This is a genomic window from Sphingomonas swuensis (assembly GCF_039538045.1).
GTDB lineage: Bacteria > Pseudomonadota > Alphaproteobacteria > Sphingomonadales > Sphingomonadaceae > Sphingomicrobium > Sphingomicrobium swuense.
Window position 1 is genome coordinate 743,270 of record NZ_BAABBQ010000001.1, and the last position, 19,199, is coordinate 762,468.

At 66.4% G+C, this 19,199-nt stretch carries 22 protein-coding genes; 10 read left to right on the forward strand and 12 right to left on the reverse strand.

From position 1 onward, the window contains the following. Nucleotides 1-705 carry an orotidine-5'-phosphate decarboxylase gene (pyrF, locus tag ABD727_RS03685; RefSeq protein WP_344706031.1) on the reverse strand — a complete coding sequence of 235 codons (705 nt, stop codon included), beginning with the start codon at nucleotides 703-705 and terminating at the stop codon, nucleotides 1-3. Then, on the reverse strand, nucleotides 702-983 hold the full coding sequence (locus tag ABD727_RS03690) for a hypothetical protein (RefSeq protein ID WP_344706032.1): 282 nt from the start codon (nucleotides 981-983) through the stop codon (nucleotides 702-704). Before ABD727_RS03690 ends, pyrF begins: the two co-directional genes overlap by 4 nt. 98 nt (nucleotides 984-1,081) lie before the next feature. Here ABD727_RS03690 and ABD727_RS03695 point away from each other — a divergent pair, with 98 nt between their 5' ends. After that, nucleotides 1,082-2,443 carry a serine hydrolase domain-containing protein gene (locus ABD727_RS03695; protein WP_344706033.1) on the forward strand — a complete coding sequence of 454 codons (1,362 nt, stop codon included), beginning with the start codon at nucleotides 1,082-1,084 and terminating at the stop codon, nucleotides 2,441-2,443. 67 nt (nucleotides 2,444-2,510) lie between these two features. After that, nucleotides 2,511-3,026 carry a hemerythrin domain-containing protein gene (locus ABD727_RS03700; protein WP_344706034.1) on the forward strand — a complete coding sequence of 172 codons (516 nt, stop codon included), beginning with the start codon at nucleotides 2,511-2,513 and terminating at the stop codon, nucleotides 3,024-3,026. 38 nt (nucleotides 3,027-3,064) lie between these two features. On the opposite strand, the gene ABD727_RS03705 is transcribed toward ABD727_RS03700, so the two are convergent. Next, nucleotides 3,065-3,307 carry a glutaredoxin domain-containing protein gene (locus ABD727_RS03705; protein ID WP_344706035.1) on the reverse strand — a complete coding sequence of 81 codons (243 nt, stop codon included), beginning with the start codon at nucleotides 3,305-3,307 and terminating at the stop codon, nucleotides 3,065-3,067. A 100-nt stretch (nucleotides 3,308-3,407) separates the two neighbouring features. On the opposite strand from ABD727_RS03705, the gene ABD727_RS03710 reads away from it, so the two are divergent. Next, nucleotides 3,408-5,069 (forward strand): DEAD/DEAH box helicase, encoded by a 1,662-nt coding sequence (locus ABD727_RS03710; RefSeq protein WP_344706036.1) that lies wholly within the window; start codon nucleotides 3,408-3,410, stop codon nucleotides 5,067-5,069. Nucleotides 5,070-5,072: 3 nt separating this feature from the next. Here the strand turns inward: ABD727_RS03710 and ABD727_RS03715 are convergent, their stop codons facing one another. The 3 genes from ABD727_RS03715 to ABD727_RS03725 form a co-directional block, all read right to left on the reverse strand. Further along, nucleotides 5,073-7,391: an ATP-dependent helicase gene (locus tag ABD727_RS03715; RefSeq protein ID WP_344706037.1), complete on the reverse strand. Its 2,319-nt coding sequence runs from the start codon at nucleotides 7,389-7,391 to the stop codon at nucleotides 5,073-5,075. A 1,048-nt stretch (nucleotides 7,392-8,439) separates the two neighbouring features. Further along, on the reverse strand, nucleotides 8,440-8,715 hold the full coding sequence (locus ABD727_RS03720) for an SWIB/MDM2 domain-containing protein (protein WP_344706038.1): 276 nt from the start codon (nucleotides 8,713-8,715) through the stop codon (nucleotides 8,440-8,442). A 62-nt stretch (nucleotides 8,716-8,777) separates the two neighbouring features. Continuing rightward, on the reverse strand, nucleotides 8,778-9,599 hold the full coding sequence (locus ABD727_RS03725) for an LD-carboxypeptidase (protein ID WP_344706039.1): 822 nt from the start codon (nucleotides 9,597-9,599) through the stop codon (nucleotides 8,778-8,780). 47 nt (nucleotides 9,600-9,646) lie between these two features. Between ABD727_RS03725 and ABD727_RS03730 the strand changes: the two genes are divergently transcribed. From ABD727_RS03730 to ABD727_RS03740, 3 genes are read left to right on the forward strand one after another with little or no spacing between them, the layout of a single operon-like run. After that, nucleotides 9,647-11,038: a Mur ligase family protein gene (locus ABD727_RS03730; RefSeq protein WP_344706040.1), complete on the forward strand. Its 1,392-nt coding sequence runs from the start codon at nucleotides 9,647-9,649 to the stop codon at nucleotides 11,036-11,038. A gap of 29 nt (nucleotides 11,039-11,067) precedes the next feature. Then, nucleotides 11,068-11,418: a hypothetical protein gene (locus ABD727_RS03735; RefSeq protein ID WP_344706041.1), complete on the forward strand. Its 351-nt coding sequence runs from the start codon at nucleotides 11,068-11,070 to the stop codon at nucleotides 11,416-11,418. Continuing rightward, nucleotides 11,415-11,903, forward strand: a complete 489-nt coding sequence (locus ABD727_RS03740; protein ID WP_344706042.1) for a 5' nucleotidase, NT5C type — start codon at nucleotides 11,415-11,417, stop codon at nucleotides 11,901-11,903. Before ABD727_RS03735 ends, ABD727_RS03740 begins: the two co-directional genes overlap by 4 nt. Here the strand turns inward: ABD727_RS03740 and ABD727_RS03745 are convergent. Beyond that, complete coding sequence (locus ABD727_RS03745) at nucleotides 11,900-12,451, reverse strand: P-loop NTPase family protein (protein WP_344706043.1); 552 nt, start codon at nucleotides 12,449-12,451, stop codon at nucleotides 11,900-11,902. The two genes, ABD727_RS03740 and ABD727_RS03745, sit on opposite strands and share 4 nt — an antisense overlap. A gap of 199 nt (nucleotides 12,452-12,650) precedes the next feature. After that, entirely contained in the window at nucleotides 12,651-12,863 is a 213-nt protein-coding gene (locus ABD727_RS03750; protein WP_344706044.1) for a hypothetical protein, read from the reverse strand. A gap of 131 nt (nucleotides 12,864-12,994) precedes the next feature. On the opposite strand from ABD727_RS03750, the gene ABD727_RS03755 reads away from it, so the two are divergent. Together ABD727_RS03755 and ABD727_RS03760 are read left to right on the forward strand one after the other, a co-directional pair. Further along, nucleotides 12,995-14,239 (forward strand): sensor histidine kinase, encoded by a 1,245-nt coding sequence (locus ABD727_RS03755; RefSeq protein WP_344706045.1) that lies wholly within the window; start codon nucleotides 12,995-12,997, stop codon nucleotides 14,237-14,239. After that, complete coding sequence (locus ABD727_RS03760) at nucleotides 14,232-14,987, forward strand: LytR/AlgR family response regulator transcription factor (protein ID WP_344706046.1); 756 nt, start codon at nucleotides 14,232-14,234, stop codon at nucleotides 14,985-14,987. The genes ABD727_RS03755 and ABD727_RS03760 overlap by 8 nt, the downstream gene beginning before the upstream one ends. On the opposite strand, the gene ABD727_RS03765 is transcribed toward ABD727_RS03760, so the two are convergent. After that, entirely contained in the window at nucleotides 14,984-16,282 is a 1,299-nt protein-coding gene (locus ABD727_RS03765) for a dicarboxylate/amino acid:cation symporter (RefSeq protein ID WP_344706047.1), read from the reverse strand. The genes ABD727_RS03760 and ABD727_RS03765 overlap by 4 nt on opposite strands. A gap of 182 nt (nucleotides 16,283-16,464) precedes the next feature. Between ABD727_RS03765 and ABD727_RS03770 the strand changes: the two genes are divergently transcribed. Both ABD727_RS03770 and ABD727_RS03775 read left to right on the forward strand, forming a co-directional pair. Then, complete coding sequence (locus ABD727_RS03770) at nucleotides 16,465-16,920, forward strand: ferritin-like domain-containing protein (RefSeq protein WP_344706048.1); 456 nt, start codon at nucleotides 16,465-16,467, stop codon at nucleotides 16,918-16,920. A gap of 4 nt (nucleotides 16,921-16,924) precedes the next feature. After that, nucleotides 16,925-17,368: a DUF3597 domain-containing protein gene (locus ABD727_RS03775; RefSeq protein ID WP_344706049.1), complete on the forward strand. Its 444-nt coding sequence runs from the start codon at nucleotides 16,925-16,927 to the stop codon at nucleotides 17,366-17,368. A 57-nt stretch (nucleotides 17,369-17,425) separates the two neighbouring features. Here ABD727_RS03775 and ABD727_RS03780 read toward each other — a convergent pair whose 3' ends face one another. The 3 genes from ABD727_RS03780 to ABD727_RS03790 all read right to left on the reverse strand — a co-directional run bounded on the left by ABD727_RS03780 (nucleotide 17,426) and on the right by ABD727_RS03790 (nucleotide 19,188). Further along, a complete protein-coding gene (locus ABD727_RS03780; protein ID WP_344706050.1) occupies nucleotides 17,426-18,061 on the reverse strand; it encodes an extensin-like domain-containing protein in 636 nt (211 codons plus the stop codon). 99 nt (nucleotides 18,062-18,160) lie between these two features. Continuing rightward, the gene (locus ABD727_RS03785) at nucleotides 18,161-18,802 is read right to left on the reverse strand and encodes an NUDIX hydrolase (protein ID WP_344706051.1); all 642 of its coding nucleotides are present in this window, start codon (nucleotides 18,800-18,802) and stop codon (nucleotides 18,161-18,163) included. A 95-nt stretch (nucleotides 18,803-18,897) separates the two neighbouring features. Next, a complete protein-coding gene (locus ABD727_RS03790) occupies nucleotides 18,898-19,188 on the reverse strand; it encodes a hypothetical protein (protein WP_344706052.1) in 291 nt (96 codons plus the stop codon). Between the last annotated feature and the right edge of the window lie 11 nt (nucleotides 19,189-19,199).

Genomic DNA, 19,199 nt, shown 5'->3' on the forward strand with positions numbered 1-19,199 from the left:
TCAGGCGGAGGCGGTTAGCGCCGGAGCCTGGCGTAAGGAAGAAGCGATTGCCCGAGCGGCCTCGACCGGATCCGGGGCAGCGGTGATCGGCCGGCCGACGACCAGCAGCGAGGCGCCGCGGTCGAGCGCTTCGGCGGGTGTCAGGACCCTCTTCTGGTCGCCGACGTCGGAGCCGGCGGGGCGGAGACCCGGGACAACGAAATAGCCGTCAGGCCATGCTTCGCGCGCGGCCGCAACCTCGGATCCCGAGCAGACGATTCCGTCGCACCCAGCCGAGCGGGTCAACCGGGCGAGGCGGGCCACCTGCTCGGCCGGGGTCGAGGCGACGCCAGCCTCGGCGAGGTCGGCCTCGTCGAGGCTGGTGAGGACGGTAACGGCGACGACCTTGCAATTGGGCGGTGCCGCGGCCTTCGCCGCTTCGAGCATTGCCCTGCCGCCGGTCGCATGCACTGTCAGCACCGCGGGCGCGAGCGGAGCAAGCGCGGCGACGGCCTTGCCGACGGTATTGGGAATGTCGTGCAGCTTGAGGTCGAGGAAGACCGGAAGGCCGCCCTGCGCGAGGCGGCGGACACCCTCCGGCCCGTTGGCGGCGAAGAATTCGAGGCCGAGCTTCAGTCCGCCAACATGCGAGCGAACCGCGTCAGCAAGGCTCGCGGCGCCATCGAGATCGGGCGTGTCGATGGCAACGAACAGCGGCAAGGTCACGCGTCAGGCTCCTCGGCGGTGATCGGCGGGGACGACGTGCTCGGCGCCGGCGGATTGCTGACCGCAAGCCGCCGCTGGACCGACCACAGCCGACCCTTCAGCCACAGGAAGGTCGGAAGGAAGCCGAGGAATGCAGCGAAGAGCACCAGGAGCGGAAGTTTGATGTCCGCCTGCAGGCTGCCCCAGAGGTTGATCGTCACATCCTGCCAGTTGTTGCGGGCGATGATCGCCAGAAAGACCGACAGCACGACCCAGAAGAGCGTCTTGAGGAACTGCATCTTGGAGGCGTCCTTAGTCGGATGACGGCGCGAAGGCCAGTGGCCGTGCTTCTCATCGCTGAAGGGCTTCGTTTCGCCGCAGTGTTGAAGGGAGCCGGTTGAGCGTCGCGGCGACCCGCTTCAAGCGCAATTCCGGGGAGGACAAGTCACTGAAGACTCGCGTCATCGCGGGTGCTGTCGCAGTGCTGCTCATGGGCGGCGCGCTGGCGAGCATCCGGGTCATGGAACCGGAACCGAGCGAGGGCGCGCGAGCGCCCGATGCGCTTGCGGCTGCGCGCGCGGCCAACCTCAGGCTTGCCGAAGTACAGCCGAAGGCGCGGCAGCGCATCGACTATGCCAGGCTCGACGCGCGGCTGAAGCGCATGGCCGACGAGCCCAACATGGTTGGCCTTTCAGTCGGCGTGGTCGAGAACGGCCGGATTACCTTCCTCGCGGGCTACGGCGAGACGCTCGCCGGGTCGGGGGAGAGGGTGACGCCTTCCACCGTCTTCCGCTGGGCCTCGGTCAGCAAGGGCGTTGCCGGGACGATGGTCGGCAAGCTAGCGGAAGAGGGCAAGATCAAGCTGGCCGCACCGGTCGTGAACTATGCGCCCGGGCTGAAGCTTCCCGCCGGCAACGAATATCGGGCGAGCGTGACCGACGTTCTCAGCCATCGGCTGGGGCTCTATCGCAACGCGCTCGACAACAAGCTGGAGGAGGGCCAGTCGCCCACGATGCTGCGAGCGCAGCTGGCGACCCTCAATGCCATCTGTCCGCCCGACACCTGCTGGTCCTACCAGAACATCGCATTCGACAGCGCAAGCGAGATGGTCGCGCGGTCGACTGGCCAGACCTACCAGCATACCGTGATGGAGCGGCTCTTCTCGCCGATCGGGATGAGTAGCGCGAGCCTGACTCGAGAGGGGCTTGTCTCCTCGGCAAGCTGGGCCCGGCCGCACAGCGTCGGTCGGCGGCCACTCGAGGTGCTCGAGCCTTACTATCAGGTACCGGCCGCGGGCGGCGTCAACAGCAACATCAAGGACATGTCGCTGTGGCTGATTGCCCAGACGGGCGGCATGCCGAACGTGCTCTCGCCGCAATTGCTCGAGACGATCCATGCGCCGTTGGTCAAGACGCCGGGTGAGCGTGGCCGGCTGCGCAAGTTCCTCGAGCGGCTGGGGGATGCCTGGTATGGGCTGGGCTGGCGCTCCTACGACTATGCCGGGCACCGCATCGTCGGACATCGCGGCGGGGTGGCGGGCTATCGCTCGCTGATCCTGTTCGACCCCAAGCTTAAGAGCGGGGTGGTCGCGCTGTGGAACAGCAATACCAGCCAGCCGGGCGGGCTCGAGTTCGAGGTCATGGACATGCTCTACGGGCTCGAATTCCGCGACTGGATGGAGCTCGACAAGAAGGGTGCCCCCGCGACCGAGCCGCTTGCGGACGATGTCGCGGCGACCGGGAGCGGCGATCGCCGCTGACGAGGAACCGCCGCATGGCGGTCCGGGTTGAGGGCGTAACGAACCCCTCTGAAACCGGAGACTCTCCTTGGCCGACACCGCTCCCGACGCAATCACCCTGCTCAAGAACGACCACCGCGAAGTGGAAAGCTTGTTCAAGCAGTTCGAAGAGGCGAGCGGCACCGCCGCCAAGCGCAAGATCGCCGAGAAGATCTCGGCCGAGCTGATCATCCACACCCGGATCGAGAACGAGCACTTCTATCCGGCGTGCGAGGGCAAGGTCGACGAGGCGGACCTCAAGGAGGCCTACGTCGAGCATGACGCCGCCAACCTGCTGATCGCCGAGATCCTCGAGGCGGGGAAGGACGACGATTTCTATGAAGCCAAGGTGAAGGTGCTCAAGGAGGAGATCGAGCACCACGTCAAGGAGGAAGAGCGCTGGCTGACCGGCATCTTCAGCCAGGCCAAGCGTCACGGCGTCGACATGGATGCGCTCGGTGCGACGCTGGCCGATGCCAAGGCGCGGATCGAGCAGGAAATCGCCAAGGACGGCCCCGAGGTGCATCTCGCGGCGCTGAAGAAGACCAAGGTCGCAACGGCTTGAGAGATATGCCCCGGCCAGCGGCCGGGGCATATCCGCGTTCAGGCGTGGGCGCTCAGGAACTTCTCGAGATCGCTGCAGCCGCCGATGGTCTTGCCGTCGACGGTAATCAGGGGAGTGGTCGACAGGCCGTGCTCGGCCTTGAAGGCGTCCACTTCCTCGCGGCTGGTGAGCTGATGCTCCTCGACGTCGAAATTGTTCTCCTTGAGCAGCTCGAGGGCGCGGCGACCGAACGGGCACTCGTGCTCGGGCAGGACCATTCGGTGGATGACAGCGGTGGGCATGGGTCGTTTCTCCTAGGGTTCGGGCCGATGGACGCGCCAGCCGAGGTGCCGGTTCCGAGCGGATTGGCGCTTTGCCGCATTAGCGACTAAGGGGCTGCCCATGCCTCACGAACAACTCCCCACCCCGCTCGCGCGGGCCCTCGACGCACGTGGTTACGACCAGCTGACCGAAGTCCAGTCTTCCGTTTCGACGCCCGAGGTGGCCGGACGCGATCTGATCGTCTCGGCGCGAACGGGTTCGGGCAAGACCGTCGCCTTCGGACTTGCGATGGCAGGTGAACTGCTGGGGGAGGCCGAGAAGCTGCCGTTCGCGGTCGCTCCGCTGGCGCTGGTGATCGCTCCGACTCGCGAGCTAGCGCTGCAGGTGTCGACCGAGCTGACGTGGCTCTACGCCGACGCCCAAGCGCGGGTCATGACCTGCGTCGGCGGTATGGACCCGCTAAAGGAGCGGCGTGCGCTACAGAGCGGAACTCATATCGTCGTTGGTACCCCGGGCCGGCTCCGTGATCACCTCGAGCGCGGCGCGCTCGACCTGTCGGCGCTGCGTGTCGTGGTGCTCGACGAGGCCGACGAGATGCTCGACATGGGCTTCCGCGAGGAGCTCGAGGAAATTCTCGACGCGACTCCAGGCGAGCGGCGGACGCTGCTCTTCTCGGCGACCATGCCCCGGCCAATCGTAGCGCTGGCCAAGCGCTACCAGAAGGACGCGCTGAGGATCGAGGCGCTGGGCAATGCCGCCGGCCACGGCGATATCGCCTACCAGGCCGTCGCCGTCCGCCCGACCGACATCGAGCATGCAGTCGTCAACCTGCTCCGCTTCCACGATGCCGAGACCGCCATCCTGTTCTGCGCCACGCGCGAGGCCGTTCGGCGGCTCCACGGAAGCCTTTCCGAACGAGGGTTCGAGGCTGTCGCACTGTCAGGCGAGCACAGCCAGGCCGACCGCAACCGCGCGCTCCAGGCGCTTCGCGATGGGAGGGCACGCGTGCTCGTCGCGACCGACGTCGCAGCGCGCGGGATCGACCTTCCGGGGGTCAGCCTCGTCATCCACGTGGAATTGCCGCGCGATGCGGAGGCGCTGCAGCACCGCTCGGGCCGGACCGGGCGAGCCGGCCGGAAGGGCGTCGCCGTACTGGTGGTGCCGGGAATGCGCCGGCGCCGGGTAGAGGGCATGCTCCGGCTCGCCCGAATTCCGGTCGAGTGGACTGCGGTGCCGACGGCGGACGAGATCAGGGTCAAGGATCGCGAGCGGCTCATGGAGAAGCTGCGGACGCCGGTCGAAAGCGACGAGGCCGACCAGGCGTTCGCCGCCGAACTGCTCCGAGAGCTTGGTCCCGACGGTGTGGCCGCTGCGCTCGTGCGGGCGCTCGCTGCCGACCTTCCGGCTCCGGAAGACCTGCTCGACGGTCCGGCCGAGGAGCGCCCTCAGCATGGTGGGTTCGACGGTGCTGGATGGTTCCGGATCAATGCCGGCCGGCGTCAGGGAGGCGACCCCAAGTGGCTCCTTCCGCTGATCTGCCGGATCGGTCATGTCAGCCGCAGCGAGATCGGTGCAATCAAGGTCGCGGCGACCGACAGCTATTTCGAGGTGAGTCCGCGAGCGCTCCCGAACTTCCTCAAGGCGTTGCGCAAGAACAGTCCCGCCATGGCGCAGGACGGGATCCTGGTCGAGCCGTCGACCAGCCCGGACGACCATCATGCGGCCGGCGGCGGCCCGCCGCGCCCGCGGCAAGGGCCGAGGGGCGGCGGGCCCCGCCGCTGAAGCTCAGCCGAGGCTGACGAAGCTGTCGAGGACGCGCTTGCGGCCGCTGTGCTCGAAATCGATCTCGAGCTTGTTGCCTTCGATCTCGGCGATGGTGCCGTAGCCGAACTTGCCGTGGAACACGCGCTGACCCTTGGCGAGATCATCGCGACCCTTGTTGCCGAGGCTGACCGCCGAGGCGCGAGCCTCGACGATTCGCTGCGGCTCGGGGGAGAAGGTCTGGGTGGCACGGCCCCAGCCCGGGCCGCGGGTCGAGATGCGGTCGGGGCGTTGCGCCGCGACATGGGCGAAGGGATCGCCGCGCTCGCTCCATTGTGCTCGCCACAGCGACTCGCCGCCACTCATGGTCGTCTCTTCGTTAATATGCTCTGACGGCAGTTCGCCAACGAAACGGGACGGAATGCTGCTGGTCCACTGACCATAGATGCGGCGGTTGGCGGCGTGGATGATTGTCGCCTTTTCGCGGGCACGAGTGATCGCAACGTAGGCGAGGCGGCGTTCCTCCTCGAGGCTCGCGGTGCCGCCCTCGTCGATCGCGCGCTGCGACGGAAACACGCCTTCTTCCCAGCCAGCCAGGTAGACGATCGGAAATTCGAGCCCCTTGGCGGCGTGAATGGTCATGATCGTGACCTTGTCGCCGCCCCGATCCGAGTCGTTGTCCATCACGAGGCTGACATGCTCGAGGAAGGCGCCGAGCGTCTCATATTCCTCCATCGCGCGAGTCAGCTCGGCGAGGTTTTCCAGCCGACCGGAGGCCTCGGCGGTGCGCTCGGCCTGGAGCGCGCCGGTGTAGCCGCTCTCGTCCAAGAGCTGCCGGGCGAGTTCGGCATGGGCGGGCGGAGCGTGCGGCGTGGCCGGCTGGTCCACCGACGCGAGGTGCATCTGCCTCCAGCGCGCGAAATCGCCGACGAAGCGGCCAAGGCTGCGCTTGGCAGCGCCCGTGAGCTCGTCCGAGTCGAGCATCTGGGCGGCGGCGAGCAGCAGCGGCTGGCTCGAAGCGCGGGCATAGCGATGGATGTTTGCAACCGCCTTGTCGCCGAGGCCGCGCTTGGGCGTGTTGACGATCCGCTCAAACGCGAGGTCGTCGGACGGACTCTGCACCAGCCGCAGATAGGCGAGGGCGTCGCGGATTTCCGCGCGCTCGTAGAAGCGGAAGCCGCCAACGATCTGGTAGGGCAGCCCGATCGCGATAAAGCGGTCTTCAAGCTCGCGGGTCTGGAACTGGGCGCGGACGAGGATCGCCGCGTCCGACAGCTTGCCGCCCCGGCTCTGATGCGATTCCAGTTCCTCGCCAATCCGGCGGGCCTCCTCGGGGCCATCCCACACCCCGATCACCTTGACCTTCTCGCCGGCGTCGATCTCGGTCCACAATTCCTTGCCGAGCCGCCCCGAGTTGTTCGCGATCAGGCCCGAGGCAGCGCCGAGGATGTGCGGTGTCGACCGGTAGTTTTGTTCGAGACGGATGACCGCCGCACCCGCAAACTCGCGCTCGAAGCGAAGGATGTTGGCGACCTCGGCCCCGCGCCACGAATAAATGGACTGATCGTCATCGCCGACGCAGCAGATGTTCCGGCGCGGCTCGGCAAGCAGCTTCAGCCACTCATACTGGACAGCGTTGGTGTCCTGATATTCGTCGACCAGCAGATATTTGAAGCGGTTGCGATAGCGTTCGAGCACCTCCGGCTGGGTGCGGAAGATCACCAGCATGTGGAGCAGGAGGTCGCCGAAGTCGCAGGCGTTGAGGGCCAGCAGGCGCGCCTGATATTGCGCGTAGAGGTCGGCCCCACGGCCATTGGCATAGGCCTCGGCCTCACCGGCATCGACCTGGTCCGGGGTCAGCCCCTTGTTCTTCCATCGGTCGATGCAACTCGCCAGCTGCCGTGCGGGCCAGCGCTTGTCGTCGATCTCGGCGGCGACGATCAACTGCTTGAGCAGCCGCAACTGGTCGTCGGTGTCGAGGATGGTGAAGTTGCTTTGAAGGCCGGCAAGCTCTGCATGAATCCGCAGCATCTTGGCGGCGATCGAGTGGAAGGTGCCGAGCCACGGCATGCCCTCGATCGCGCCGCCGCTGATTCGGCTGACTCGCTCACGCATCTCGCGCGCGGCCTTGTTGGTGAAAGTCACGGACAGGATTTCGCTCGGCCATGCCCGGCGAGTCGCGATAAGGTGGGCAAGCCTTGCGGTCAGCGCGGCCGTCTTGCCGGTCCCTGCGCCGGCCAGGACCAGCACCGGTCCCTCGGTGGTCAGCACGGCCTCGCGCTGCGGCTCGTTGAGGCCCTGAAGATAGGACGGTTCGGGTGCGAGGGCGACGGATTCGGACACGCGCCCGACGTAGGGTGAGGAGAACGGAACGGCAACAGCGGAGCGTTTGATCGAGCACCCGGGATTGCTCCCGATTTCCCCGTTATCCACAGGCTAGGACTTGCCGATTATGCTTTGTGCGACTCGGAAAAGGAGTCATTCTCATCGAGTGATCGGGGCAGCGGCCCTCTCCGGGGAGGCTCCGAAAGGTGCCGAACAGGGTAGGGACGAGGATCCCGATCTCCGCTGGCAAGGCGATGGAGTGGAATTCGTTCAGGCGACGACGGGCCTTCCCCAGGAAGCCCGACAGAGCAGGAGCGGAGGATCTTCGGAGCATCGCCGGCAAGAGGCGCCGGAAGAGATGATTTCTCCTGCCGCCGCAGGCCGGGCAACCCGCAAGGGAGTGCCAGGGCAGCGCGAAGGAGGGCCATCCCAAGAAGGGCCGCGAACGGACAGGCGGTGGCCTGAGTGATCGGAAGTCTGGCTTGCCAGAATGAGGATCGCCAGGCCGGGTGCCGGACCTGATCGACGACGAACGGCGGTTTCCGCAAGGAAGCAGCCAGGCGTCAACGGGAAGGAACGGGACCGCCGACGCGAGCGGGCGGGGAGCGAGGATCTTCGGATCCGGACGAACCGCCAGGCAGACGGAGGCACAGTCGATCGGCGCGAGGAAGGATCTCAGGATCGTTCCAGACAAGGGTCGAGGAATTGCCCGGGCGACCGGGTGGCCGAATGAGACCGACGCGACGCCTGAGCGGGCACGCCAGGATCGGAAGATCCCGTGGACGGCAGCTCCGAAAGGAGCCGCTCGAAGCAGGAAGACGCCGAACACCGGTATACTCAAGCTCGGCGCAGTGGGGCTCGGCAGCAATGCCGGGCCCCATTTCTTGTTTCGCCCCATGGCCGAAGGCCGGGAACGACGGGCGAGCAGCCAGCCAGGTTGCGCCGTATCTACAGGGAAGGGACGCGCTGGGCTCCGCGCCTCTCCGCAACCGTAATCAACTCGCCAGATACAAAGAAGGGGACCCGCCCTGAGCGGATCCCCTCCTGAGTGCCTTGGGCCGATGGCTTAGGACAGGTGCTTCGAGAGGTGCTTGTTCATCTCGAACATGGTGCAACGGTCGGTGCCGAACACCTTCTTGAGCTTGTCGTCAGCGACGATTTCGCGCTTGTTCTGCGGGTTCTGCAGGTTGTTCTTGCGGATGTGATCCCAGACCTTCGAGACCACCTCGCTGCGGGGCAGCGGATCCTTGCCGACGATTTCTGCGAGGTCGGGCGAAGGAGTCACCGGACGCGCGAGACCGCCCCCTGCCTTACGCCCAGTCCCGCTCGATGCTTTTGCCATTAGGCCCTCCTGTTGTTCCGAGAGGTGGTAGAGCGCAAAGCGACCCTCTCTGCAAGAGGGAGTCAAGAGGGAGGAGGGCAAGCGTTGCGCGCGGGAAACGGAACGATCCGGTTCTCGGCGTCATGACCAATGTCCGCCCGGCCGCCATAGGACACGCCAGCACGGGCGCACCAATGCTGCGCAACGGCCTCGAGTTCGGCTCCGAAGGGGCGGTCATTGGCGCGCAGGTGGCAGCGCCCGAGGCGCAGTCGCTCCACCCTTGCGAAGCCCGGTTGGCTGGTCACATGAAAGAGAAAGCGGTCGATCCGGTATAGCTCCTCGTCGACTTCCTCGATGAGGAGCTCGGATCCGCTGAAGTCGGGTTCGAGGGGTGTCCCCATCAGGCTGGAGAGGACCACCAGGTTGAAGGCGAAGGCGCTATCCTTGATCCCGGGCTCGACCGCGGCTGGATCGCGTGTCGCCAGCCAGTCGAGAGCGCGCAGGACCGCGGTTTCGCCACCGGTGCGAAGGACGTCCTGCACCATCGGCCCATGTGCGACACGGGCACCTGCCCTGTGCAGCGCCGCCAGCAGGAAGCCGCCGTCGCTATAGCCGAGGAAGGTCTTGGACAATGCGGCGGCGGGGAGGTCCCGGGCGACGGCTTCGGCGATCCGATTGGAACCGTAGCCGCCCCTTGCGAACCAGACCGCGTCGATCGCGGGATCGGCCATGACCTCGCGCAGGGCGTCGAGCCGGTCTTCGTCCGACCCGGCGAAGTGGCCTGCCTCGAGGAAGGACTGAGGATGGACGACGAGTTCGACGCCGCCACCGGCGGCGAGGGATCTCACCCGCTCCGCCGCCTCTTGCTTCAGCGGGCAGCTTGGCGCGACGACCGCTATCCTCATCGTTCCTCCAATTGCCCTTGGGCGTCGCCTCTCATAGGGCGAGCCTCATGACGGGTTCCAGTTACTTCTTCTGCGGCATCGGCGGGAGCGGCATGCTTCCCCTGGCCTGCATCGTGAAGGCCGCAGGCGCTGCGGTCGCAGGCTCCGACCGTGCGCTCGACGCCGGGCGCCTCGGCTCCAAGTTCGGTTATCTCGAGGCGCAGGGCATCGGGCTTCATCCCCAGGACGGCAGCGGGCTGAAGCCGGGCATGGTGCTGGTGACCTCGGCCGCGGTCGAGGAGACGATTCCCGACGTCGCCCGGGCCCGGGCCCTCGACCTTCCGCACCTGACCAGGCCACAACTGCTCAGCGAGCTTCTCAACGCGGCGGAGCGCAGCGTGGCAGTCGGCGGCACCTCGGGCAAGTCGACGGTCACCGGCATGATCGGCTGGATTCTCCATAGTCTCGGCCACAAGCCGACGGTGATGAATGGCGCGGTGATGAAGAACTTCGTTAGCGCCGACGCGCCCTTTGCCAGCGCCCTTATCGGCGAACCCGAGCTGTTTGTCAGCGAAGTGGACGAAAGCGACGGCTCGATCGCGCTCTACCGTCCAACGGTGGCGCTGCTCAACAATGTCAGCCTCGACCACAAGGAGATGGACGAGCTTCGAAGCCTCTTCGGCGGCTTCCTAGGGTCCGCCCAGACAGCAGTCGTCAATCTCGATGATGCCGAAAGCCGGCAGATCGCCCGCGAAATCGGTGACGTCGTCGGCTACGGATTCCAGAGCGACGACGCCCGAATTGTCGGAGGCGACCTTGTTCTCCAGTCCGGTGCATCGCAATTCTCGGTGCGGAGCTCGGACGAGCACGCCCATGTCGAGCTCCCGCTGCCCGGCCGGCACAATGCGCTGAACGCCCTGGGCGCGATCGCCGCGGTGCATGCCCTTGGCGTGTCGCTGATCGATGCTGCGGCGGCCCTGACCGAGTTCGCGGGCCTCAAGCGCCGCCTCGAGACCGTGGGCGAAGCGCATGGCGTGAGCGTGGTCGACGATTTCGCCCACAATCCTGACAAGATCGCTGCCACGCTCGCTACCCTCACCGCTCGTCGGGGAGGGCTGCTGATCTTCTTCCAGCCGCATGGTTACGGACCGCTGGCGAAGATGGGCGATGAACTCGCCGCGACTTTCGCCAAGGGCATGCGAGCAGGCGACCGGCTGATCCTGTCCGACCCGGTTTACCAGGGCGGCACGGTCGATCGCTCGCGCGGTTCCGAATGGCTTGCCGCTGCCGTCGAAAGCGCGGGCGGGCGGGCGGAGCACATTCCCGAGCGCACCGCGATCGGCCAGCGCCTTCTCGACCTTGCGCGTGAGGGCGACACGATCGCCATCCTCGGAGCCCGCGACGACACGCTGAGCGACTTTGCCGCAGAGCTGGTCCGGAACCTCGCCGCGCGCGGCTGATTGAAGCCGGCATGGCACGAGGAAGATCGATGGGCTGGACGCTCGACAGAGGCGAGCGCGACCAGCTGCTGGCGAAATTTCCGCCGAAGTATGCCAAGGCGGTGGCCGACCACGTCACGCAGAAGCCCGATGCCGAAGACCTGCCAGCAGCTGCCAAGATCGTCATCGTCGGGCGGACCGACGACGATAGCGGCGTCGAGGCGATGGTCGTCACCGTCGACGGGACCGTGGATCGTCCTGACGGCTCGACATACCACATCACCTGGTCGCTCGGCGAAGGCCGCCGCGCGGTGGAAAGCAACGACGTGCTCAAGGAGCGTGGCTGGCAGGAACTCGACCATCCGGTTCCCGTGACGGTCTCGCCGGCAAGGTTTCCGTGACCTCTCCCAGGCTGTTCCTGGACTGCGACGGGGTTCTCGCCGACTTCAATGCCGGGGCGGAGAAGCTGCTCGGTACCGATGTCGCCACTTTCGAGGCGCGGCATGGCAAGGGCGAGTTCTGGCGACGGCTGACGCGTCATGGCGACTTCTACGCCACCCTTCCGAAAATGGCGGACGCGGACGAGTTGTTCGATGCCGTCCGCCATCTCAAGCCGACCATCCTCACCGGACTTCCGGTCGGCAAGTGGGCCGCGCCGCAAAAGGTGCGCTGGGCGGCCGAGCACTTCCCGGGCGTCGAGATCATCACCTGCATGGCGCGCGACAAGCACCGCCACATGTCGGGTGCGGACGTGCTGGTGGACGACAGTGAGCGACACATGGCCGCGTGGCAGGACGCGGGCGGAATCTATGTCTTGCACCACGACGCGCGAACGACGATCCGCGCTCTTGCCGAGATCTACCCGTCGGTGAAGACGACGGCCTAGGCCGCGGCCGCGACGTCGACCTTCTCGACCCATTCGGGCCAGAACACCGGTTCGCGGTTTGACCAGCCCGGCGCCGTGGCGGCGCTTTCGCTGATCGACTGGAGCAGCACGCGGCGACGGTCCGGGTGGAGATGGGGGAGGGCCGAAGCGGCACAGAAAGCGGCAGGGAGCCACGAGCGCGCGCCCGCTCCGAGCAGCCGCTCGTAGAGGAAGCGGTAGGCGGCAAAATTGGGGATACGATCCTGGCCGAGGTCGAAAGCGGTGAGGGTGATCAGAAGGCCCATGAACGGGTCGATCGTGTCGAGACCGCTGTCGTCGGGCACTTGCAGGCGAAGCGCGTCGAGCTGCTTGTAGAGGCGGGTCTGCGCCCGGATCGAGGCGGCTTCGCCCTCGTCGCGGGCCCAGCAGGTGAGCGCGTCACGGCGACCGAAGGCAATGTCGAGGCTGCGACGAATGTAGCGCTGTGTCGCCTTCGGAAAGGAGGCGAACTCCTTCATCTCGCTCAGTAGCAGAGCGCCACCAGCAGGCTGACCCGTACGCGTCGTCATTGTCTCTGACTCCTCATGTACCAGGAGCGAGTGTTGCGCCTCGAAGCGTTTCCGTTGGCTTAACCACCGCCCCAACCCCGGTTCATATTGAAACCGGGTTCGGCGCGGATTGCCATGTCTTTCTTCAGCCCCGCGAACTTGTCGCGGGGCTGTCGCAATCGTGCAACGCGATATTCGGGTTACCGCGGTCGTTTAAGGGTCAGGCGGGAAAGCCCGAGGAGGGCACCGGCTCGCCGCCACAGCCAGGCTGCGAGGACGACAACGGATCGGAGGCGTCCATGCTCTCGTCACTTCCGACGTCGACCTTGGCGTCCTCGTCGTCGGGATTGCGGCGCAACTTGTGTTCCAGTTCCTTCTCGGGATCGGCGGAGATGACCGACGGCGGTGCATCGGCCGAATTATGTTCCTGCATGAAGTGAGTTCCTTTCGCAGCCTAAACGGTTTGCCCCGGCGCACCGTTCCCTTCGACCAATGGCGTTCGTCCATCGGCCAAGCGGCACCCCGACCATTGCGCAACGGGTTCGATCGAGTCACCGTCCTCCCATGAACATGCCTGTCGCCGCCGAGCAGTTGCTGTTGCCAGATCGCCGGAAGGCAGCCACCGGGAGGTTTGCCGACTGGAAGGTCGCAGCAGTCTCTATCCTGGGCTTCTGGGCGATCTATGCGGTGACCGTGATCGCCCGTGCCTTCCTCGGCAGCGATCCGCTGACCGTGCTCGAGAACAAGCTCGTCACCTTCGCCGCCGGCATCCTCATCACCGGCCTGCTGTACTTTGCCATCGCCTCGCTGGCGCCCGGCTCGTCGATCCGGCGCAAGGGGCTCGTGGCGGGCTTCGGGGCGGTGATCGCCGCCGGCGCCTTGTCGACGGTGCTGATCCTGACCGACGGCAACATGCGCAGCAGCAAGGAGGAGTTCCGCTTCCAGGCGCGCGAGGGCTTCGTCGTCATTGCCAAGGGCGAGCAGGTAAGGATCGAGCGCGGGGCGGCCGATCCGGTCGTGGTCACCATGCCGAAGCTGAAGGAACTGGGGCAGCACGACCAGTTCCGGGTCGCGGCCGATGCAACGGTGGTCTGGCTGTTCTTCTTCGCGGCATGGTCGGCGGTGTATCTGGCCCTTGTCAGCCAAGGGCAGGCGCTCGACCTGCAGCGCCGGGCCGCGGCCGCCGAGAACGCCGCGCAGGTGGCTCAGGTCCGGGCGTTGCGGTACCAGGTCAATCCGCACTTTCTGTTCAACACACTGAACAGCCTCTCGAGTCTGGTGATGAGCGGCCGGCCCGAGGAAGCCGAGTCGATGATCCTCAAACTTTCCACCTTCTTCCGAAGCAGCCTGTCACTCGATCCCACCGCCGACGTCAGCCTCGGCGAGGAAATCGAGCTCCAGCGGCTTTATCTCGAGATCGAGAAGGTGCGTTTCCCACGCCGCCTGAAGGTCGAGATCGACGTGCCCGACCGGCTTGCCGGAGCGCGCCTGCCCGCACTTATTTTGCAGCCGATCGTCGAGAATGCGATAAAGTATGGCCTCAGCAATACGCGCGACAAGGTCAGCCTGCGGATCACGGCCGAAGAGCCGCTGCCGGGGAGGCTTCGCATCGAGATCAGCAATTTCGGCGGGACCGCGCTCAAGTCGCCGCGTCAATCCGGATCGCTCGAAGGCACCAAGGTCGGCCTCGCCAACGTGTCGGAGCGGCTGAACGCCCGATTCGGGAACGATGCCAAGATCGAGCATGGTCCGCTTGAAGGCGGCGGCTACAAGGCGGCGCTGACCCTTCCGATCACCCGCCATGACTGATGATCTGGCACCCTTGCGGACCCTGGTGGTCGACGACGAGCCGCTCGCGACCGAGCGGTTGCAGTTGCTGCTGGCCCGGATCGGCGGGGTCGATCTCGTTGGAACCGCGAGCGACGGGGAAGCGGCGTGCCGGATGGCCGAGGTGCTGGAGCCCGACCTGCTTCTGCTCGACATTGCCATGCCCGGCCTCGACGGCATCGACGTTGCCCGTGCGGTCCGCAGCCACGATGGCGGTCCGGCGGTGGTATTCGTCACTGCCTTCGATCAGTTCGCGGTTGCCGCGTTCGAAGTCGAGGCGGTCGACTATCTGGTCAAGCCGGTCGATCCGGCGCGGCTCGAGCGCGCCCTCGACCGTGCGCGCGCGCATCTTGCCCGGCGGGGCACCGTGTCCGCGGTCGAAGTCGGTGCGGGCGACGGTCACCTTCAGGAATTCTGGGCTTCGGACCTGACCGGCCTCGTTCGAATCCGCTCTTCTGACATCGACCGGGTGTCTGCCGAGCGCGACTACATGCGGCTGCATGTCGGGCAGCGCAGCTGGCTCATCCACCACAGCATGGCCGCACTCGAGGATGGCCTCGATCCGGCGCTGTTCGTCCGCCTGCACCGCTCGGCCATCGTCCGCCGCGATTTCATCCACGGCTTTCAGCGCAATGCCTCGGGCCGGTGGATCGCGCGACTTGCCGACGGGACCGAGCAGCCGGTCGGCCGGCTCTACGCCGACAGCGTGCGGGCAATCGCCGGCCGCTAGGCGGCCTCCGCTGAGCCCTCGCGATCCGATACCGCGCCGGTTACGGCGACGTCGCACACGACGTTCCCGAGGGTCCGGAAGGTGTCTGGGATCGTCTCTAGCGCCAGCAGCAAGGCCAGCGGCTCGATTGGCACGCCTAGCGCGATGCTGATCGGTGCGATCGAGGTCACGAAGCTGATCTGTCCCGGCAGGCTGACGGCCCCGATCGAAGCCATGGCGGCCACCGCGATGCCGGCGATGTAGCCGGTAGTGCTGATGTCGATCCCGTACCAGTGCGCGACATAGAGGGCGACGCCAATGTTCATCGCGGGGCCGGTCGCCCGGAACAGCGCGACGGCGAGCGGCAGCACGACGTCGGCGTCCCGCGCCCGAATGCGGAGGTCGGCGGCCGACTGCAGCATGGCCGGGAGGGAAGCAAGCGACGAACGGGTCGACAGCGCGACCGCTGCCGGGCCCGCCATCGCCCGGAACACCTCGCCAGGCGTGAAGCGCGCGACGAGCACGGCGATGCCGAAGCCGACGATGGTCAGAATGACCCCGAGCGTGGAGAGGATGATGACATAGTGCACCACCGCGCCGAGCGCCGACCCTCCGGCTCCCGCACCGACCGCAAAGGCGAGCGCGAGAATGCCGAGTGGGGCAAGTGCAAGCACCCAGCCGATGACCGTCAGCATCGCCTCCGCCACGCCTTCGAAGAAGCCAAGCGTCGCGACCCGCTTGTCGCTGCGAACCTTGGCGAGCGCGAAGGCGAAGATGGCGGTGAAGAAGACCAGTGGAAGGATCTGGTCGTTGGCCGCGGCCGCGATCGGATTGGGCGGGATGATCGACTTGAAGAAGTCGGCGACGGTCGGGACCGCGCCCTTGGTGACGCTCTGGTCGACCCCGGCGAGGCCTGCCTGGAGCGCCTGCGCAGCTTCGGGCGGGAGCGGCCACAGCGCCAGCAGCGCCGGCGTCATGAAGGCGCCGAATAGCGCCGAGAAGATGTAGAAGGCGACGAACCAGACGACGGCTTTGGCCGCGAGGCCGCCCGCCCGTGCGGCATCGGCCCCGCCGACAACTCCGACCACCAGGAGCGAGACGATTAGCGGAATGACGGTCATCCGCAGCGCGTCGAGCCACAGGCCTCCGATAAGCGAGGCGGCCTGAACCAGCGGCTCCTTGATCCCGTCGCCGAGCCGCGGGGCGAGGATGCCGAGTACGAGTCCAAGGATCAGCGCGCCGAGCAGGAGCAGCGCGCCTCGGCTACCCTTGGGTGCCGGAGCGGGGGCCGCGGCTGCGGCGCTTGGGTCGGTCATCGAGAAAACTCCAGAGGCGCGAGCACGCCTGAGCTGCGTACTCAGCCAGGCTCGCCGCGCCAAGCCCTCCGCTTGAACCGCGATCCCGAGCTGTTCGACCCATTTTTCTGCATTCCGCCGAACAAGAGCGGTCCACTCGGCGTTGGGACGACCATATCCACTCAGCACTTCAGGAGATCATCATGATCGGAAGCGACAACAACGCCAGCGTCGGCACCCTCGAGACCCTCACCACCACGCTTATCGACAGCGTCAACGGCTACCGCGACGCGGCGCAGAACGCCGAGGGGAGCAAGTTCCAGGAGATCTTCCGCCGCAACGCCGACGAGCGCAGCCGCGTTGCCGAAGAGCTTCGTTCGGAAATCAGCCGCCTCGGCGGCAATGCTCCCGATGACGGCAGCTTCCTCGGCTCGACGCATCAGCGTTTCCTCGACCTCAAGGCTGCGGTGACCGGTCGCGACGACAAGGCGATCATCAACGAGGTCGAGCGTGGCGAGGACTATCTCAAGGAGAAGTTCGAGGCAGCGCTGGGCGCCGACATCGCTCCCGAGACCCGCACGGTCATCGAGCGTGCCTATCAGTCGGTCCGCGCGGGCCACGACCAGATGAGCGCGCTGAAGCACGGCATGGAGGCGTAAGCCGATGGGTATTTTCGACAAGATCAAAGGTGCGATCTTCGGCCACAAGGATCCGGGACCGGGCAACCGCCCGACCATCCCGGCCGGCATGGCCGGTGGTCCGCCTGCCCAAGCGCAGCCGACGGGTGGCCAGCCTCTCGGGCAAGCTCAGTCGCAGGTGCAGCCCGCACCGGCACCTGCGGCGCAGAACGTGGACGTCGAGCAGGTGCTGGCCGATATCAGCACTCAGCGCGGCAACCCCGACCTCAACTACAAAACGTCGATCGTCGACCTGATGAAGCTGCTCGGCATCGATTCCAGCCTCGAGAACCGCAAGGAACTCGCGCAGGAGCTCGGCTACACGGGTGAGCGCGATGGCTCGGCGGAGATGAACATCTGGCTGCACAAGGCCGTGATGAAGGGGCTTGCCGACAATGGTGGCAGGGTGCCCGCAAGCATGCTGTCCTAGATCTCATCCGACGCGAAAAGGATTGGGGGTCTGCTCGAAGGAGCAGGCCCCTTTTTCTTAGCGGCAGGCGCGCCACCCGCTTGCGCCGCGATCGGCGGTGTCGAGATGAAGATGATCGCGGTGCGCTTCGTTGTAGTCGGGCGAGAGGACGGTGCTGAAGCTTCGGCAGGCGGCATCACGAGCCGAGCGGAGAAATGCGGCAGTGGGACCGTCATCCCTCCAGTCCCTGAGGACGGAGACGGTCCGGCCGTCCGCCATGGTGAAGCCGAGAATATCGACCGCATCGGCGGTGGCATGCTCGCTCCAGGCGCCGCTTTCGCGACCGTAGAGGCGGCGACAAGAGAAGCTGCCAGCGTGGAGCAGGCGGCGGACCGACGTACCAAGATGGCGATTGGCCGCGACCTGGAGCTCTCGCTCCCACACCAGCATGGCGGCGGCCACCGGGCAGCTGGTAACTAAACCTGCAGGTGATGGCTCGGGCGTGCCCTTGATCCGGGTACCATCGCGATAGCCACAGCTTTCACTGACGATCCGGTCGGGGGCAGGCGTGCTGAGGCTTGCCGCTTCGGTGAGAAGTGCGCGGCATCGCGGCGGATCGGATCCGAGCTCGGCGATCTTGGCTGGAGTGAAGCGGCCCGGCTCGGCGGTGAGGTCGAGCTCCGTCCAGGGCAGGTCGGAGCGGTGGCGTTTCATCCACGCCGCAGCCTCAATAATCAGGACGGCGAGCAGTGAGCCAATCACGAGCAGACGAAGAGCAAAGCGCATGGCGGGCTGAACGCGCTCGACCGACGATCAGGCTCGGAGCGCGGTGTCGAGGCGCTCACGGGTGACGGGATAGCCGAGATGGGAAGGAATGGTCAGCCAGCGCTCGCCGTCCACTTCCTCGATCCAGGGCGAGATGATCTCGATCGGGGTGGCGAGGGCATGTTCGCGGGCCTCGGCAAAGCTGGCGAACTGCGCCAACCGCTCGAGATTGCGGATGGTGGGAAAGATCGCGCTGGCCGAGCCTTCGCCGACCATGTCCAGCATGGCTTGCGCGGTGACCCACAGCAGCCGCTCGCACTCGCTTGGCTGCGGCCGAAGCGGAGGATGGGCAAGGGGCGCTGCAGCGAGGAAGAAGAAGGTGTCGAAGCGCCGGTGACGAACATTGTCGGGCCGCCAGCGGGCAAATGGAACGAGACTGTCGTTGCCGACGGCAAGCCCGGTCTCCTCCTTTGTCTCTCGGATCGCGGCCCTTCGAGCTGCGTCTTCGAGCCCCGCTTCGTCAGACCAGTCGGCCTCGTCAATCCGGCCTCCGGGAAAGACCATCGCGCCCGCAGCGAAGGCCATCGTCCTTGGACGCTCCACCATCAGCAGTTCGGGGCTCCCCAGAGGCGAGTCGCGCATCACCACCAGGGTCGCGGCGGGAATGGCCTGGCTGTCGCTGTCGCTCATTCCTCGGACCTAGGGTGGAGCGCGCAAAAGAAAAGGCCGGCCTCCCGCAGGAGACCGGCCTTCCATCGTCCACGGCCCGGAGGCCATGGCCATGCTTACATGGCGTTGACGGCAGCGTTCGCCTGAGCCGAATTGGCGGCATTGACGTCGGCGTCGTCGATCGCCTCTTCCTTGCGGTCGCCTTCGGCCTCGAGCGCGTCGGCCTGGTTCTCCAGGCTGGCGGCTTCGGCGGCGTTGCCGGTGTTGGCGGCGGCGGCCTCGAGGTTGTCGGCAGCGGCTTCGTAGTTGTCGTTCACGTTGTCGCCGAGCGAATCGTCACCCTTGCCACCGCAAGCAGCAAGAGCCAGCGCAGCAGCGCCAACGAGCGCGAAAGAAATCTTCTTCATAGTTTCACTCC

Excerpts from the sequence above, each read along its gene's own strand:
- ABD727_RS03690 (WP_344706032.1), bottom strand. The coding sequence starts at position 983 with ATGCAGTTCCTCAAGACGCTCTTCTGGGTCGTGCTGTCGGTCTTTCTG.
- ABD727_RS03705 (WP_344706035.1), bottom strand. The coding sequence starts at position 3,307 with ATGCCCACCGCTGTCATCCACCGAATGGTCCTGCCCGAGCACGAGTGC.
- ABD727_RS03710 (WP_344706036.1), top strand. The coding sequence starts at position 3,408 with ATGCCTCACGAACAACTCCCCACCCCGCTCGCGCGGGCCCTCGACGCA.
- ABD727_RS03720 (WP_344706038.1), bottom strand. The coding sequence starts at position 8,715 with ATGGCAAAAGCATCGAGCGGGACTGGGCGTAAGGCAGGGGGCGGTCTC.
- ABD727_RS03725 (WP_344706039.1), bottom strand. The coding sequence starts at position 9,599 with ATGAGGATAGCGGTCGTCGCGCCAAGCTGCCCGCTGAAGCAAGAGGCG.
- ABD727_RS03730 (WP_344706040.1), top strand. The coding sequence starts at position 9,647 with ATGACGGGTTCCAGTTACTTCTTCTGCGGCATCGGCGGGAGCGGCATG.
- ABD727_RS03735 (WP_344706041.1), top strand. The coding sequence starts at position 11,068 with ATGGGCTGGACGCTCGACAGAGGCGAGCGCGACCAGCTGCTGGCGAAA.
- ABD727_RS03745 (WP_344706043.1), bottom strand. The coding sequence starts at position 12,451 with ATGACGACGCGTACGGGTCAGCCTGCTGGTGGCGCTCTGCTACTGAGC.
- ABD727_RS03750 (WP_344706044.1), bottom strand. The coding sequence starts at position 12,863 with ATGCAGGAACATAATTCGGCCGATGCACCGCCGTCGGTCATCTCCGCC.
- ABD727_RS03755 (WP_344706045.1), top strand. The coding sequence starts at position 12,995 with ATGAACATGCCTGTCGCCGCCGAGCAGTTGCTGTTGCCAGATCGCCGG.
- ABD727_RS03760 (WP_344706046.1), top strand. The coding sequence starts at position 14,232 with ATGACTGATGATCTGGCACCCTTGCGGACCCTGGTGGTCGACGACGAG.
- ABD727_RS03765 (WP_344706047.1), bottom strand. The coding sequence starts at position 16,282 with ATGACCGACCCAAGCGCCGCAGCCGCGGCCCCCGCTCCGGCACCCAAG.
- ABD727_RS03770 (WP_344706048.1), top strand. The coding sequence starts at position 16,465 with ATGATCGGAAGCGACAACAACGCCAGCGTCGGCACCCTCGAGACCCTC.
- ABD727_RS03775 (WP_344706049.1), top strand. The coding sequence starts at position 16,925 with ATGGGTATTTTCGACAAGATCAAAGGTGCGATCTTCGGCCACAAGGAT.
- ABD727_RS03780 (WP_344706050.1), bottom strand. The coding sequence starts at position 18,061 with ATGAAACGCCACCGCTCCGACCTGCCCTGGACGGAGCTCGACCTCACC.
- ABD727_RS03785 (WP_344706051.1), bottom strand. The coding sequence starts at position 18,802 with ATGAGCGACAGCGACAGCCAGGCCATTCCCGCCGCGACCCTGGTGGTG.
- ABD727_RS03790 (WP_344706052.1), bottom strand. The coding sequence starts at position 19,188 with ATGAAGAAGATTTCTTTCGCGCTCGTTGGCGCTGCTGCGCTGGCTCTT.